This is a genomic window from Lutimaribacter marinistellae (assembly GCF_042648365.1).
GTDB classification, from domain to species: Bacteria; Pseudomonadota; Alphaproteobacteria; order Rhodobacterales; family Rhodobacteraceae; genus Lutimaribacter_A; species Lutimaribacter_A marinistellae.
This window is the reverse complement of record NZ_JBHRXI010000004.1, coordinates 19,953-33,155: the sequence shown is the minus strand read 5'-3', so window position 1 is coordinate 33,155 and position 13,203 is coordinate 19,953. Positions and strand designations below refer to the sequence as shown.

The following is a 13,203-nucleotide window of genomic DNA, read 5'->3' as shown; positions in this document are numbered from 1 at the left end:
CTCACTCTTTTGCGGATGGGGCGGGGCGGGCATTGGTTTCGGCGGGCAACGCGAAATAGTTGAACGCCATGAACGGGTAGGTCCGGTAGGACCTGAACAGCTCGGCCGAGATGGCCGGGCGGTCGAAATATAGGTCGAAGACGGCAAAGACGCGGTATCCAAGCTCTTTGGTCAGCAGGTCGAACAACCGCTCGCTCTGCCCGGTGTCGAGATCGGCATCCTCTGCGGCGCCTGCCTCGAAAAGGATCACGGGTCTGCAGCGGTCCAGCAAGGAACGCCCACCGGTCAGGGCGGCGAATTCGTGGCCTTCGACATCGATCTTCACAAGGTCGAAACGCTGGGTTTCGGCGAAAAGTTCATCCAGCCGCCGCGCTGGCACGGTGATTTCCTGCACGCGACCGCGGCTGCCGCGATCCGACAGGCTGGAATAGCCGGGCTGGTCGAGGTTCTCGTAGAACGTCACCTCGCCCGCGCTGTCCGATACCGCAACCTGCAAGACGGGCGTCTCGGGGAAGCGCTGCGCAAGCAGCGTGGCCTTGTCGGGGCTGGCCTCGATGATCGCGTGGCGGCCCTGCGGGGCCAGCGTATGAAAGCGGTACGAGACCGAACCGATATGCGCCCCGATATCGAGGCAGTTCCAATCGGGCCGGATCATTCGTTCCAGCATCGCCTCCATCATCTGGTCTTCCTTGAATAGAAGGCCCAGTTCGGCGTTGGAGACGAGTTTGCGCGCCTTCCAGCTGTTGCGCAGGCTCGACAACGGCCCCGCCATGGGCGAGGTCGCAAGCCGGTGCTTGAGCCCGCGCATATCCATGCCGCTGCCGCCCGATCCGGGCAGCGCGCGCAGGGTTTGCGCATCGGAGGACAGTGCGACGTTCATCCGGCCACCTGTGCAGGTGGCGGACCGAACCGGTTCTCGCCCGCCTCGCTGGGCCGCGTCAGCCACCACAGCACAAGCAGGGGCGAGACGATCAGGACAAGCCCGGTCGGGATAAGAAGCAGGATCGTCGAACCGGTCATGAAGCGGTCGAAGGAGCCGCCATGCTGAAATGCGGATGCCAGCCCGATACCGAAAACAAGGATCAGGACCGCCGCGATCGACATCAGAAGCGGTAGCAACAGGTAGAACCCGCTGCGACCGGTGTCATGCATCCGCCGCCAGCCTGCGGCCAGCTGTGGGATCAGAACGGCAAGGCTGAAGATCGCCGCCACCGGCCCGTTGTTTTCGGCGCTTGCGCTGAACCCGTCCGGCCCGGTCTCGACAGAGCCTGTCACCGCGTCGAACAGAACCGCATCGAGGATGCCCGCCACGACATTTCCCAGCACGATGAAAAGGAAGAACCACCAGTATTCCGGTCTCGAGGCGCGTCCCGAAAAGGTGAAATACTTGGAAAAGCAGGTTTTGATCGCGTCGGTGAAACTCATACTCTCATCTCCTCGATTGCCGGATTTGGGCCAAAGCGGTTCGATCCGTCCTGAGACGCGCGGAACAGCCAGAAGAGCACGACCACCGCACAAGCGGCGAAAACCAACCACGGTGACAGCGCCGCAAGGCTGGTGTCGGGTATGCGCAGGCTCTCGGGCACCTCCACACCGGAAGGTAGCTGTTCCGGGTCGATCGTCACGGTTCGGGCCGTCGCGTAGAACACGGCATATGCCACGAGCATCGCTGGCAGTGGCAGCAAGAGATACCAGACAGACCGGCCAATGTCCTGCATCCGGCGCCACGCGGCGGCCAGCAAAGGCAAGGCGGTGATGACCAGGAACCCAGCGCCGAGCAAGCCCGCGTCATAGTTGGTTTCGCGAACAAGCCGCAACTGCTGCCGTCCGGTCGAATCTGCACGGAGCTGCAAAACGGTCTCGATCGTCGGGCCGAAGAGAGCGGAATTGACAAACACGAGAAGGACAAGGGTGAGCAGGAGGAAGAGCACGATGTTCCAGAAATCGTAGCGCGACGCGCTCCCCGAGAACGTCAGGGACTTGGAAAAGCAACTCTTGATGGCCTCTGTAAACGACATGGGCCTTCCTCTCCAATGCGCCCCGGGGCCGGACCCCGGGGGGCGCGAGCAATCGGTTTACTTGCCGATCGCTTCCACAACGGCCTCGCCCAGCTGGGCGGGGCTTTCGGCGACGACGATGCCGGCCGATTTCATCGCTTCGATCTTGTCCTCGGCGCCGCCCTTGCCACCGGCGACGATGGCACCCGCATGGCCCATGCGGCGGCCCGGAGGCGCCGTGCGGCCCGCGATGAAGCCGGCGGTCGGCTTCCAGCGGCCCTTCTTCTTTTCAGAGGCCAGGAATTCGGCCGCTTCTTCTTCGGCCGAGCCGCCGATCTCGCCGATCATGATGATCGACTCGGTTTCGTCATCGGCCAGGAACCATTCCAGCACGTCGATATGCTCGGTCCCCTTGATCGGGTCGCCGCCGATGCCGACGCAGGTCGACTGGCCGAGGCCCACATCGGTGGTCTGTTTCACGGCCTCGTAGGTCAGCGTACCGGAGCGCGACACGACACCGACCGAGCCGCGCTTGTGGATGTGGCCGGGCATGATGCCGATCTTGCAGGCGTCGGGCGTGATGATGCCGGGGCAGTTGGGCCCGATCAGCCGGCTTTTGGAGCCTTCGAGCGCGCGCTTGACCTTCATCATGTCAAGAACCGGGATACCCTCGGTGATGCACACGATCAGTTCCATCTCGGCATCGATCGCCTCGAGGATCGAGTCGGCCGCGAAGGGCGGCGGCACGTAGATCACCGACGCGTTCGCCTCGGTCTCGTGCTTGGCCTCGTGCACCGAGTTGAACACGGGCAGGTCCAGATGCGTCTGGCCGCCCTTTCCGGGGGTGACGCCGCCAACCATCTTGGTGCCATAGGCGATGGCCTGTTCAGAGTGGAATGTCCCCTGAGAGCCGGTGAAGCCCTGGCAGATGACTTTGGTGTTTTCGTCGATGAGTACGGCCATTCTTGGTTCCTTTGCCTCGTCAAGGGGTAGGGTCAGTGATAGGTCCCTGCGGTCCGGGGACCGTCCGACCTGTTCGGGGTCCGTGCGGCGGGTTGGCCCGCGCGCGTTGCGTTTCTGTAAGAGGGGCCAGCGCACCCATGCGGCTGGCGAAAAGCAGGTCAATCAGCCGGGCGGCGGTGTCCTGCGTGGTCGGTGATGCCGGGGCGGGGCGCGTCCGGCCCTTGGCCGTCAGGCCTGCGCAATCGGCAAAGGTCTCGGCCAGCCAGCGGTTGCCGGGTTCATAGGCCGTGGCGATCAGTTTGCGTTGCGCATCAGTCAGGGCCAGCGGCGGTTCGTCTCCGGCCGTCTGTTCCAGCTGCGGGGCGATCCCCTGCCGCGCCGGGTTGATACCGTTCTGCCCCTTGGCCCAATAGGGCAGGCGCAGATTGATCTGGCGCATCGCCTCGGCCGAATGCGCCCCGAAGGAGGCGTTGCGCGTCTCGGGCCGCCCGAGGTCGTCGCCCGCGATCCCCGCAAGCTCGCAGAACGTGCCGCAATGGTCCCGCCCGTTGCGGGCGCCGTCCAGACGGAACACCCGCAGCGCGTCGGCGCCCAATGCCTCGACCCAGAGCCGCAGCCGCGCCGCGAAATTCGGAAGCGCCGATTGCGCGGATTGCAGCCGCGTGTTCAGCATTTCGTCCAGGGTCTGGGTGCTGCCGGATCGCAAACCCTGTGAATACTGGCTGAGAAGCCAGTCTTCCTGCGGGCGCAGCCATGCGACGTAACGGACCGATTGGAACCGTTCGCTGAGGATACGATGCATCGCCCTGACCTGCGACACGGTCGTCAACCATACCAGCAGGTGTTCCGAGGAAAACGCGACCATCCGCTCGGCCCACTCCTTGCGCGCAGAGTCGAGCCAGTCGAGCCAGGTGCGGGACAATTCGCGCGCTGCGGCAAGGTCCGGCAGGCCAAAGACCGAGCGGGTCTTGCGAAACGGGATCACCGCGTCGCAGGCCGCCAGCGCGGCGACCGGCAACTCCACCTGCGAGCCGTCCCACTTCGTCGTCCGGGACCAGCGCTCATAGCGCAGCCCGCGCCCCGCCAGCATCGCTGCGTTCCGCGAAAGGAACGCCTGCAACGCGGTAGAGCCGCATTTGGTCGGACCTATGTGAACAAGGGCGTGCATGGGTTACGAACGCGTCATCTCGGCTGTGTTTGTCTGCCAGCCCCCGCACGGGGATCGGAGGCTGGCGGGATCGTCCGGCAGCACGTCCGGGGCGAGGGTCTGGGAACGTTCGGCGCGCCGTCGCGCCGTCCGCTCTACCCTGTGCCCTGTCGGTGCTGCGCTCGGGGCCATGCTGTCAGCCCTTGACCGCCTTCACGATCTTCTGTGCGCCGTCCTTGAGGTCGTCGGCGGCGATCACGTCGAGGCCGGAGGTGTTGATGATCTCCTTGCCCTTCTCGACATTGGTGCCTTCCAGGCGGACGACGAGCGGCACTTGCAGGCCCACTTCCTTGACTGCGGCGACGACGCCCTCGGCGATCACGTCACAGCGCATGATGCCGCCGAAGATGTTCACCAGGATACCTTTGACGTTCGGGTCCGAGGTGATGATCTTGAACGCCTCCGTCACCTTCTCCTTGGTGGCGCCACCGCCCACGTCGAGGAAGTTGGCAGGCTCGGCACCGTAGAGCTTGATGATGTCCATCGTCGCCATCGCAAGGCCCGCGCCGTTAACCATGCAGCCGATCTCACCGTCCAGCGCGATGTAGTTCAGGTCGTACTTGGACGCTTCCAGTTCCTTGGGGTCTTCCTCGGTCGTGTCGCGCAGGTCCGCGACCTCGCCCTGACGATAGAGCGCGTTGCCGTCAAAGCCCAGCTTGGCATCCAGAACCTTGAGGTTGCCGGTGTCGGTGATGATCAGCGGGTTGATCTCGAGCATCTCCATGTCCTTCTCGATGAAGGCCTTGTAGAGGATGCCCATCAGCTTGACGCATTCCTTGACCTGCGCACCTTCAAGCCCGAGGGCAAAGGCAATGCGGCGGCCATGGAACGGCTGGTAGCCGGTGGCGGGATCGACCGAGAAGGACAGGATCTTTTCCGGGGTGCTTGCGGCGACTTCCTCGATATCCATGCCGCCCTCGGTCGAGCAGACAAAGGACACGCGGCTGGTGACGCGGTCGACCAGCAGGGCGAGGTACAGTTCGCGCTCGATGTCGGAGCCCGCTTCGATGTAGATGCGGTTGACCTGCTTGCCCGCCGGGCCGGTCTGGTGGGTCACGAGGGTCCGGCCCAGCATCTTCTTGGCTTCCTCGGCGGCTTCTTCGACCGATTTCGCCAGACGCACGCCACCCTTTTCGCCTGCGCCTGCCTCCTTGAAGGAGCCCTTGCCACGGCCGCCCGCGTGGATCTGCGCCTTGACCACCCAGAGCGGGCCGTCGAGTTCACCGGCCGCGGTCTTGGCTTCCTCGGCACGCAGAACGACCTTGCCGTCGCTGACCGGCGCACCGTAGCTGCGCAAAAGGGCCTTGGCCTGATATTCGTGAATGTTCATCGAAACTGTCCCGTGTGACTGCGATTTGACCGTAATAGGGGTGTCTTTCGCCGGGATTTAAAGGGTTTTCTGACGCGGCGGCACAAATTCGCGCAGATTGGCCGCTTTTGTGATCACAGCATTTTCGGGTGTGATCACAAGCCGGGGTTTGCCCTGCGCCACGGTCGAATCATGGGAACTTTATCCCGGCTGACGGGTTCTGGCGACAACACATGCCACGTTCACAAGGGGGGAGCCCAATGGCCGAATCCGACTCCTCGGGTACCATGAAATTCACCGTTGCCGCCATCATCGCCATGATTGGTTGGGCCCTCGCGGCCTATTTCGGTGTCACCAAATCACAGGTCGAAAGCCGCCTCGAGACGGAGCTTTCGGGCATCCGGTCGCAACTGGTCGACCAGCAAGAGCGCAGAGGCACGGCCGAGGAGCTCGCCGCCCGGATCGCCGAGCTAGAGGGAGAGGTCGGGCCGCTGACCGAACGGCGCGAAACCCTGCAAACCGAACTTGGCGAGATGGACGCGCAGATCGGCGACCTCGAAACTCGCCGCAACGAACTGAGCGAGACGCTGTCCCAGCGAGAAGCCGAGATCGCCGATCTTGAGGAACGCGCGACCCCGCTGCAAGAGACGATCGATCAGTTCGAAGCCCGCAGCGAAGAGCTGCGTACCGAAATCGACGGCCAGAGCGAGGAATTGCAGACGGTCTCGCAGCGCCTTGAAGAGGCCCGCATGCAGGAGGCCGAAATCCGCGAGACATTGGCCAAACTGAACGAGGAAAGCGCAGCCGTGACCGAGCGCCTTGCGGCGGCGCAGGACGACCTGCAGGCCGCAATCGATCAGGAGACCACCTTGCGGCAGTCCTTCGAGGACATGCAGGCGCAAACCGCCGAGATGGAAGCGCGTCAAGCGACCCTGAGCGACGAGGTTGCCGCGCTCGAAACTCGCCAAGCGGAGTTGCAGCAAGCCGTGACCGAGCAGCGCAACCAGCGCGACGAATTGCAGGGCACGATCACCGGGCTTGCCGCGCAACTCGAAGAGCGCAGCAACCGTTTGCTTCAGATCGAAGAGCAGATCGGCGCGGCGCAGGCCGCCGAACCGGCAGCGGCGCAAACGTCAACCGGGAATGGGCAGGACCAACGCGATGCCGCGACTGAGGATCAAAGCGGAGCGACCGGTGATGCCCAGCCCGCGGATCAGGCAGAGCAGGCAGAAGACCCTTCCTCGGCGGACGGGCCACAGTCTGAAACGCCGCCGACAGACAACACGGAAGATCCCGAGCAGAAATGAAAAAACGCGCCCCCGGTCAGGGGCGCGTTTCGTTTTCACTGTCCCGAAATGCGTCAGGCGAGCGAGTTGTCGATGCCTTTGCAGGCTTCGACCAGGCCCTTTACCGCGTTCACGGAGTTGTCGAACATTTCCTGTTCTTCTTTTGTCAGCTTGATGTCGACGATCTTTTCGATGCCGCCGGCACCGATCACGGTGGGAACGCCGACATACATGCCCTTCACGCCGATCTCGCCATCGCAATATGCGGCGCAGGGCAGAACGCGCTTTTGGTCTTTCAGATAGGCTTCGGCCATTTCGATGGCGCTGGTGGCGGGTGCATAATAGGCCGAACCGGTTTTCAGCAGGCCGACGATTTCGGCGCCGCCGTCACGGGTGCGCTGAACGATCGCGTCGAGCTTCTCTTGCGTGGTCCAGCCCATCTTCACCAGGTCGGGAAGCGGGATACCGGCAACGGTCGAGTAGCGCACCGAGGGAACCATGGTGTCGCCATGACCGCCCAGAACGAAAGCGGTGACGTCCTTCATCGACACGTTGAATTCTTCGGCGAGGAAGTGGCGGAAGCGCGCCGAATCCAGCACGCCAGCCATGCCGCAGACCTTGTTGTGGGGCAGGCCAGAGAATTCGCGCAGCGCCCAGACCATCGCGTCGAGCGGGTTGGTGATGCAGATGACGAACGCGTCGGGCGCGTTGTCGCGGATGCCTTCGCCGACCGATTTCATGACCTTGAGGTTGATGCCCAGCAGGTCGTCACGGCTCATGCCCGGCTTGCGCGGCACACCGGCGGTGACGATGCAGACATCCGCACCCGCGATATCGGCATAGGACTGGGTGCCCTTCAGCTTGGCGTCGAACCCTTCGGACGGACCCGATTCCGCGATGTCGAGCGCCTTGCCCTCGGGGGTACCTTCGGCAATGTCGAACAGCACGACGTCGCCGAGTTCCTTGAGGGCTACGAGATGGGCAAGCGTGCCGCCGATCTGACCTGCGCCGATAAGCGCGATCTTGGGTCTGGCCATTGGGATGTCTCCGATCCGATTGAAAATCGCAGGTTTGCTAGTCTGGAACGCGTCCTGACGCAAGTGTCCCGCTTTGCGGCATCCGCGCGCGCAGGTGATGGCGTCTTGCGGGTGATTGCGCTAAAACCTTTTCAACAAAGGATGTTACGAGGCTTGCGATGATCGAGCTCAGCCCGATGTTTTTCGCGCTGGCCATCCCTGCGGTGATCTTCGCGGGGATATCCAAGGGTGGCTTTGGCTCGGGTGTGGCCTTTGCCTCGTCTTCGATTCTGGCGCTGATCCTTGAGCCGGGGCAGGCGCTTGCGCTGATGTTGCCGCTTCTCATGGTCATCGATGCATCCACTCTCGGACCCTATTGGCGCAAGTGGAGCTGGCCCGATGCGCGGGTGCTGCTCTTGGGTGGCGTGCCGGGCGTTCTGCTGGGCGCGGCGCTCTACCGGGTTGCCGATGCCGATGCGCTGCGCCTTCTGATCGGGGCGATCTCGGTGCTCTTCGTGATCTGGCACGTGGCGCAATCGCGCGGGATGGTTCCGCAGGTCCGCAACCGGCTGCCGATGCCCGTGGGGCTGTTTGCCGGTCTCGTCACGGGGTTCACCAGCTTTGTCAGCCACGCGGGTGGCCCGCCGGCGGCCGTCTACCTGCTGAGCCAGAAGCTGGGAAAGACCGAGTTTCAGGCGACCACGGTGCTGACCTTCTGGGCGATCAACATCGCAAAGTTCATCCCCTACGCGTTCCTGGGAATGCTCACATGGCAGACCGGCTGGGCCTGCCTGCTGCTGTCGCCTTTCGCCATCCTCGGGGCGTGGCTGGGCGTGCGCGCGCACCGCATGATATCGGAGCGCGCCTTTTTCGGGGTGGCCTACGTCCTGTTGACCGCGACGGGTACGAAACTGATCTGGGACGCGCTGACCTAGGCGTCGTCGCCCGCGCCGGAAGCTGCGTCCGCGATCACCTCATAGGCCTGTCCGCTGGCGACAAGGCAGGTCGTGCCGTCCGGCATCGTGACCGTGATGGTCCAGGTCCCGGTCTGGTCCGAGGCGAAGACCTCCATCACCGACCCCTGCTGCACAAGGCCGATCCCCCGCCGCGCCTCGCCATATCGTTCGGCCAGCCGTTCGATCACGACCTCGCGCGGGGCGCAGTTTCCCTGCGCCTGCACCTGCGCCGCGGCCAGGACCATCACGCCCAGCCCCATCGTCATCTTGAACATTGTTGCCATCATGGGTTTCACCCTCTCTCTGCCGGTGCGCCATTCGCGCCTCTGGATGGAAAAGCCTGTCCCGTAGCGACCCAAGAACCGGTTAACGGCCCGTGCGGCGGCGCACCGATGCTGCGTCGCGGCGATTTTCTCTTGAACATTCCCGCAGAAAATGCCCCTCTCCGCGCAACAAAATTACGCCAAGGAGTCACCTATGGATCCGCGCCAGCGCCCGTATCGTTCCGTTCTCTACATCCCCGGCTCCAAGGAGCGCGCGTTGGACAAGGCGCGCGGCCTGCCTGTCGATGCCATCATCTTCGACCTCGAGGATGCGGTCTCGGCCGATGAAAAGGACAACGCACGCGAAACGCTGAAAGCGGCACTGGCGCAAGGTGGCTATGGCCAGCGGACGCGCATCGTGCGCATCAACGGGCTGGACACCGATTGGGGCCGCGCCGACGCCGAGGCGGTGCGCGAGATGGAGGCCGACGCCGTCCTGCTGCCCAAGGTGAACGGCCCCGAGGATGTCGACGCGCTGGCCGCGATCACGGGCGATCTGCCGATCTGGGCGATGATGGAAACGCCGCGCGGCATGCTGAACGCGGCGGCCATCGCCGCGCATCCGAAAATGCAGGGCTTTGTCATGGGCACCAATGACCTGGCGAAGGAATTGCAGACCCGCTTTCGCCCCGACCGCCTGCCGATGGTGACCTCGCTGGGCCTTTGCCTGCTTGCCGCCAAGGCCGAAGGGCTGATCATCGTCGATGGTGTCTACAACGCCTTCAAGGACGAGGAGGGGCTGAAAGCGGAATGCACGCAGGGCCGCGACATGGGATTTGACGGCAAGACCCTGATCCATCCGGCACAGGTCGATATCGCGAACGACGCCTTCGCGCCTTCCGAGGCCGAGATCGACCTTGCCCGTCGCCAGATCGAGGCCTTTGCCGAGGTGGAGGCCAGCGGGCAGGGCGTTGCCGTGGTCGATGGCAAGATCGTCGAGAACCTGCACGTTGCCACCGCCCGCGAAACTCTGGCAAAAGCAGAGGCGATCGAGGCTTTGCAAGCGGAGTAGCACGCATATGGGCTGGATAATTCTGATACTCGGGCTGGCCCTTTGGTGGCTGCCCCACCTGTTCAAGCGGATCGCACCCGCGCAGCGCGCCCGGATGGGGGATGCGGGCAAGGGTGCCGTGGCGGTGGCCATCGTCGGCGGCATCGTTCTGATGGTCATCGGCTACAGGATGACGCCCTTTGTCCATGTCTGGGCGCCGCCCGTGTTCATGGTTCACATCAACAACCTGCTGGTGCTCATCGCGATCTACCTGATGAGCCCCGCGCCAAAGCGCGGCCGCCTTCTGTCCGGCATGCGCCACCCGATGCTGGGCGGGTTCAAGCTCTGGGCCTTTGCGCATCTGCTTGTGAATGGCGATCTTGCATCGATCATGCTGTTCGGCGGGTTGCTGACCTGGGCCGTGGTCGAGGTCATCACCATTAACCGGGCCGAGCCCGACTGGACGCCGCGCACGCCGGGCAGTTACGGCAAGGACGCGATGTTCTTTGCGGGCTCCGTCGTGCTTCTTGCCGTGATCGGCTGGATTCATGGCTGGCTGGGCCCCTGGCCCTTCCCGACATAAGGAAAGACAAGATATGGCAATGCTCTACCGCCTCCTCACCGGGGAGGACACATCGGCCTTCTGCCACAAGGTTTCGGATGCGCTGGCCAAGGGCTGGGTGCTGCATGGCGACCCCGCCTATGCCTTTGACCAGTCGACCGGCGTCATGCGCTGCGCGCAGGCCGTGACCAAGGCGGTCGAGGCCGAGTATTCCCCTGACATGAAACTGGGAGACCAGTGATGGCCCAGCAGAAACCCAAGACCAATCCCGGCCGCTATTTCGAGGATTATGCCGTGGGCCAGACGCTTGTTCATGCGGTGCCTCGCACCGTGTCGGGCGGTGAACGCGCGTTGTACCACGCGCTGTATCCGGCGCGCCATGCGCTCTATTCATCGGATGAATTCGCCCGTGCCTGTGGCCTGCCGGCCAGCCCGATCGATGACCTTGCGGCCTTTCACGTTGTGTTCGGCAAGACGGTTCCCGACGTCTCGCTCAACGCGGTCGCGAATCTCGGCTATGCCGAGGGGCGCTGGCTGAAACCCGTCTACCAGGGCGACACGCTGCGCTCGGAATCCGAGGTTATCGGGCTCAAGCAGAATTCCAACGGCAAGACCGGCGTTGTCTATGTCCGCACCCGCGGACTGAATCAGCGTGACGAAACGGTCATGGAATATGTCCGCTGGGTGATGGTCCGCAAGAAGAACCTCGAAGCCGGTGCGCCCGAAACGGTTCTACCCGATCTGAAACCGGCGCTCGATGCGTCAGATTTGGTGATCCCCGACGGGCTCGATTTTTCGAACTACGACTTCTCGCTGGCCGGAGAGCCGCATCGCTGGGGCGATTACGAGGTGGGCGAAACCATCGACCATGTCGACGGCGTCACCATCGAAGAGGCCGAGCACATGATGGCCACGCGACTCTGGCAGAACACGGCCAAGGTGCATTTCGACCTGACCTTCCGTCCCGAGGGGCGGCTGATCTACGGCGGACACGTCATCTCGATGGCGCGGGCCTTGTCCTTCAACGGTCTTGCCAATGCGCAGATGATCGCCGGTCTGAACGCCGGAGCGCATGCGAATCCGTGCTTTGCCGGTGACACGATCAAGGCATTCTCCGAAGTGCTCGACAAGGCCGAGACCGCGGCACCCGGTGTCGGTGCGATCAGGCTGCGCCTGGTGGCGACCAAGGGCGATGTACAAGATGTACATAACGGTCAAAAGGACGAGAAAGGCCGGTACAAAACGGACATTCTGCTCGATCTCGACTATTGGGCATTGATGCCGATCTGAGGATGCGGCGGGCGGGAATCGTGCTAGCTTTCGCCCATGATCCGCGCCCCCGTCCTCGCCATTCTGGCTTGTCTTGCCCCTCCTGCCAGCGCCTGTGACCTCGCGCTGGCGCTTGCTGTAGATGTTTCCGGTTCGGTCGACTCCGAAGAATTTCGTATACAAATGGATGGGTTGGCCGAAGGCTTGCGCGATCCCCTGGTGTCCGAGGCGTTGGTGCGTGGACGCGCCAACCTGATGCTGGTGCAATGGACCGGAACGGCCCGCCAGCGCATCACAATCCCCTGGACACCGATCGAGAGCTTTGCTGATCTCGAAGCCTTTGCCCAGGCCGTTGCCAACGACCCGCGCGTGTGGCGAAACTACTCCACCGCCATCGGCGAAGCATTGGGCCTTGTCCTGACCGCGTTTGACGAAGGCCCCGATTGTACCCGACGGTTGATCGACGTTTCGGGTGACGGTCCGTCGAACGAGGGGATCGAGCCCGCCAGCCTGCACCCCGAGTTGCGAGCACGGGGTATCACCGTCAATGCAATCGCCATCGAAGAGAGCGAACCCGACCTGACTGCGTATTTCTTCGAAAACGTGATCACGGGAGAAGGAGCTTTTGTCGTCTCGGCCGCAGGGTTTCGGGATTACCCGTCGCGAATCCGCAAGAAATTGCTGCGAGAAGTGACCCAGCAGACAGCTTCGGTGACGGGCGACAAGATTCGTGATCACACAAAAACCGGCTTTGGTTCCGCCCCTGAGCGTTAAAGCTGGCGAGTGCGTGATCACAGTTGTTGTGGGCGTGATCACAAATGCCGGTTCATAGCCTTGCCGCGCCAAAAAACCGCGCCTTTTTGGTCAGCGTCCCCGTGACAGCCTCAGAAAAAAGAGTAAAACCAGACGCAGCCAACCGGAAAGGAGCCATCATGGCCGATGTCAATCGGGGCAATCGCCCGCTCTCGCCTTTCATGATCGGGCAGTACTATCGCCCACAGATGACCTCTATCTCATCCATCATGGTGCGGATTACCGGTATCGCCTCGCTCGGGTCTGCGTTCCTGATCGTGCTGTGGCTGCTGACAGCCGCCACGTCGGAGAGCGCCTTTGCCGTGGTCGACGGGTTTCTGCGTAGCATTCTGGGTGACCTCCTGATGCTGCTTGCCGTCTGGGCCATCTGGTACCACGTTTTCGGCCGCTTGCGGCACGTGATTTGGGATTTCGGTCACATGCTCGAGGTAGGTATTTCCGAGAAGATGGGCGCCGCGATGTTCATTGGCGCGACCGTGATGACGATCCTGACGGCGATCGTGGTGTAAGG

16 protein-coding genes are annotated in these 13,203 nt (G+C 63.2%); 8 read left to right on the top strand and 8 right to left on the bottom strand.

From position 1 onward, the window contains the following. Position 1: 1 nt before the first annotated feature. The 6 genes from ACFORG_RS04725 to sucC form a co-directional block, all read right to left on the bottom strand. Positions 2 to 880: an FkbM family methyltransferase gene (locus tag ACFORG_RS04725; RefSeq protein ID WP_386734235.1), complete on the bottom strand. Its 879-nt coding sequence runs from the start codon at positions 878 to 880 to the stop codon at positions 2 to 4. Then, positions 877 to 1,425 (bottom strand): DUF805 domain-containing protein, encoded by a 549-nt coding sequence (locus ACFORG_RS04720; RefSeq protein WP_386734234.1) that lies wholly within the window; start codon positions 1,423 to 1,425, stop codon positions 877 to 879. The genes ACFORG_RS04725 and ACFORG_RS04720 overlap by 4 nt, the downstream gene beginning before the upstream one ends. After that, complete coding sequence (locus tag ACFORG_RS04715; protein WP_386734233.1) at positions 1,422 to 2,018, bottom strand: DUF805 domain-containing protein; 597 nt, start codon at positions 2,016 to 2,018, stop codon at positions 1,422 to 1,424. The genes ACFORG_RS04720 and ACFORG_RS04715 overlap by 4 nt, the downstream gene beginning before the upstream one ends. Positions 2,019 to 2,075: 57 nt before the next feature. After that, positions 2,076 to 2,960: a succinate--CoA ligase subunit alpha gene (sucD, locus tag ACFORG_RS04710; protein ID WP_386734232.1), complete on the bottom strand. Its 885-nt coding sequence runs from the start codon at positions 2,958 to 2,960 to the stop codon at positions 2,076 to 2,078. A gap of 19 nt (positions 2,961 to 2,979) precedes the next feature. Further along, the gene (locus tag ACFORG_RS04705) at positions 2,980 to 4,050 is read right to left on the bottom strand and encodes a hypothetical protein (protein WP_386734231.1); all 1,071 of its coding nucleotides are present in this window, start codon (positions 4,048 to 4,050) and stop codon (positions 2,980 to 2,982) included. A 253-nt stretch (positions 4,051 to 4,303) separates the two neighbouring features. Further along, positions 4,304 to 5,497, bottom strand: coding sequence for an ADP-forming succinate--CoA ligase subunit beta (gene sucC, locus ACFORG_RS04700; RefSeq protein WP_386734230.1), 1,194 nt, complete (start codon positions 5,495 to 5,497; stop codon positions 4,304 to 4,306). A gap of 239 nt (positions 5,498 to 5,736) precedes the next feature. Here sucC and ACFORG_RS04695 point away from each other — a divergent pair, with 239 nt between their 5' ends. Further along, positions 5,737 to 6,783 carry a hypothetical protein gene (locus tag ACFORG_RS04695; RefSeq protein ID WP_386734229.1) on the top strand — a complete coding sequence of 349 codons (1,047 nt, stop codon included), beginning with the start codon at positions 5,737 to 5,739 and terminating at the stop codon, positions 6,781 to 6,783. Positions 6,784 to 6,836: 53 nt separating this feature from the next. On the opposite strand, the gene mdh is transcribed toward ACFORG_RS04695, so the two are convergent. Next, on the bottom strand, positions 6,837 to 7,799 hold the full coding sequence (mdh, locus tag ACFORG_RS04690; protein ID WP_386734228.1) for a malate dehydrogenase: 963 nt from the start codon (positions 7,797 to 7,799) through the stop codon (positions 6,837 to 6,839). Positions 7,800 to 7,957: 158 nt separating this feature from the next. On the opposite strand from mdh, the gene ACFORG_RS04685 reads away from it, so the two are divergent. Beyond that, a complete protein-coding gene (locus ACFORG_RS04685; RefSeq protein ID WP_386734227.1) occupies positions 7,958 to 8,713 on the top strand; it encodes a sulfite exporter TauE/SafE family protein in 756 nt (251 codons plus the stop codon). On the opposite strand, the gene ACFORG_RS04680 is transcribed toward ACFORG_RS04685, so the two are convergent. Then, the gene (locus ACFORG_RS04680; RefSeq protein ID WP_386734226.1) at positions 8,710 to 9,021 is read right to left on the bottom strand and encodes a hypothetical protein; all 312 of its coding nucleotides are present in this window, start codon (positions 9,019 to 9,021) and stop codon (positions 8,710 to 8,712) included. The genes ACFORG_RS04685 and ACFORG_RS04680 overlap by 4 nt on opposite strands. A 190-nt stretch (positions 9,022 to 9,211) precedes the next feature. Here ACFORG_RS04680 and ACFORG_RS04675 point away from each other — a divergent pair, with 190 nt between their 5' ends. The 6 genes from ACFORG_RS04675 to sdhC all read left to right on the top strand — a co-directional run bounded on the left by ACFORG_RS04675 (position 9,212) and on the right by sdhC (position 13,201). After that, entirely contained in the window at positions 9,212 to 10,069 is an 858-nt protein-coding gene (locus ACFORG_RS04675; RefSeq protein WP_386734225.1) for an HpcH/HpaI aldolase/citrate lyase family protein, read from the top strand. 7 nt (positions 10,070 to 10,076) lie between these two features. Then, a complete protein-coding gene (locus ACFORG_RS04670; protein ID WP_386734224.1) occupies positions 10,077 to 10,631 on the top strand; it encodes an NnrU family protein in 555 nt (184 codons plus the stop codon). A gap of 13 nt (positions 10,632 to 10,644) precedes the next feature. Next, positions 10,645 to 10,851, top strand: coding sequence for a DUF1737 domain-containing protein (locus ACFORG_RS04665; RefSeq protein WP_386734223.1), 207 nt, complete (start codon positions 10,645 to 10,647; stop codon positions 10,849 to 10,851). Beyond that, positions 10,851 to 11,900 (top strand): MaoC family dehydratase, encoded by a 1,050-nt coding sequence (locus tag ACFORG_RS04660; protein ID WP_386734222.1) that lies wholly within the window; start codon positions 10,851 to 10,853, stop codon positions 11,898 to 11,900. The genes ACFORG_RS04665 and ACFORG_RS04660 overlap by 1 nt, the downstream gene beginning before the upstream one ends. 36 nt (positions 11,901 to 11,936) lie before the next feature. Then, positions 11,937 to 12,653 carry a DUF1194 domain-containing protein gene (locus ACFORG_RS04655; protein ID WP_386734221.1) on the top strand — a complete coding sequence of 239 codons (717 nt, stop codon included), beginning with the start codon at positions 11,937 to 11,939 and terminating at the stop codon, positions 12,651 to 12,653. A 158-nt stretch (positions 12,654 to 12,811) separates the two neighbouring features. Then, positions 12,812 to 13,201 carry a succinate dehydrogenase, cytochrome b556 subunit gene (gene sdhC, locus ACFORG_RS04650; RefSeq protein WP_386734220.1) on the top strand — a complete coding sequence of 130 codons (390 nt, stop codon included), beginning with the start codon at positions 12,812 to 12,814 and terminating at the stop codon, positions 13,199 to 13,201. Positions 13,202 to 13,203: the final 2 nt, after the last annotated feature.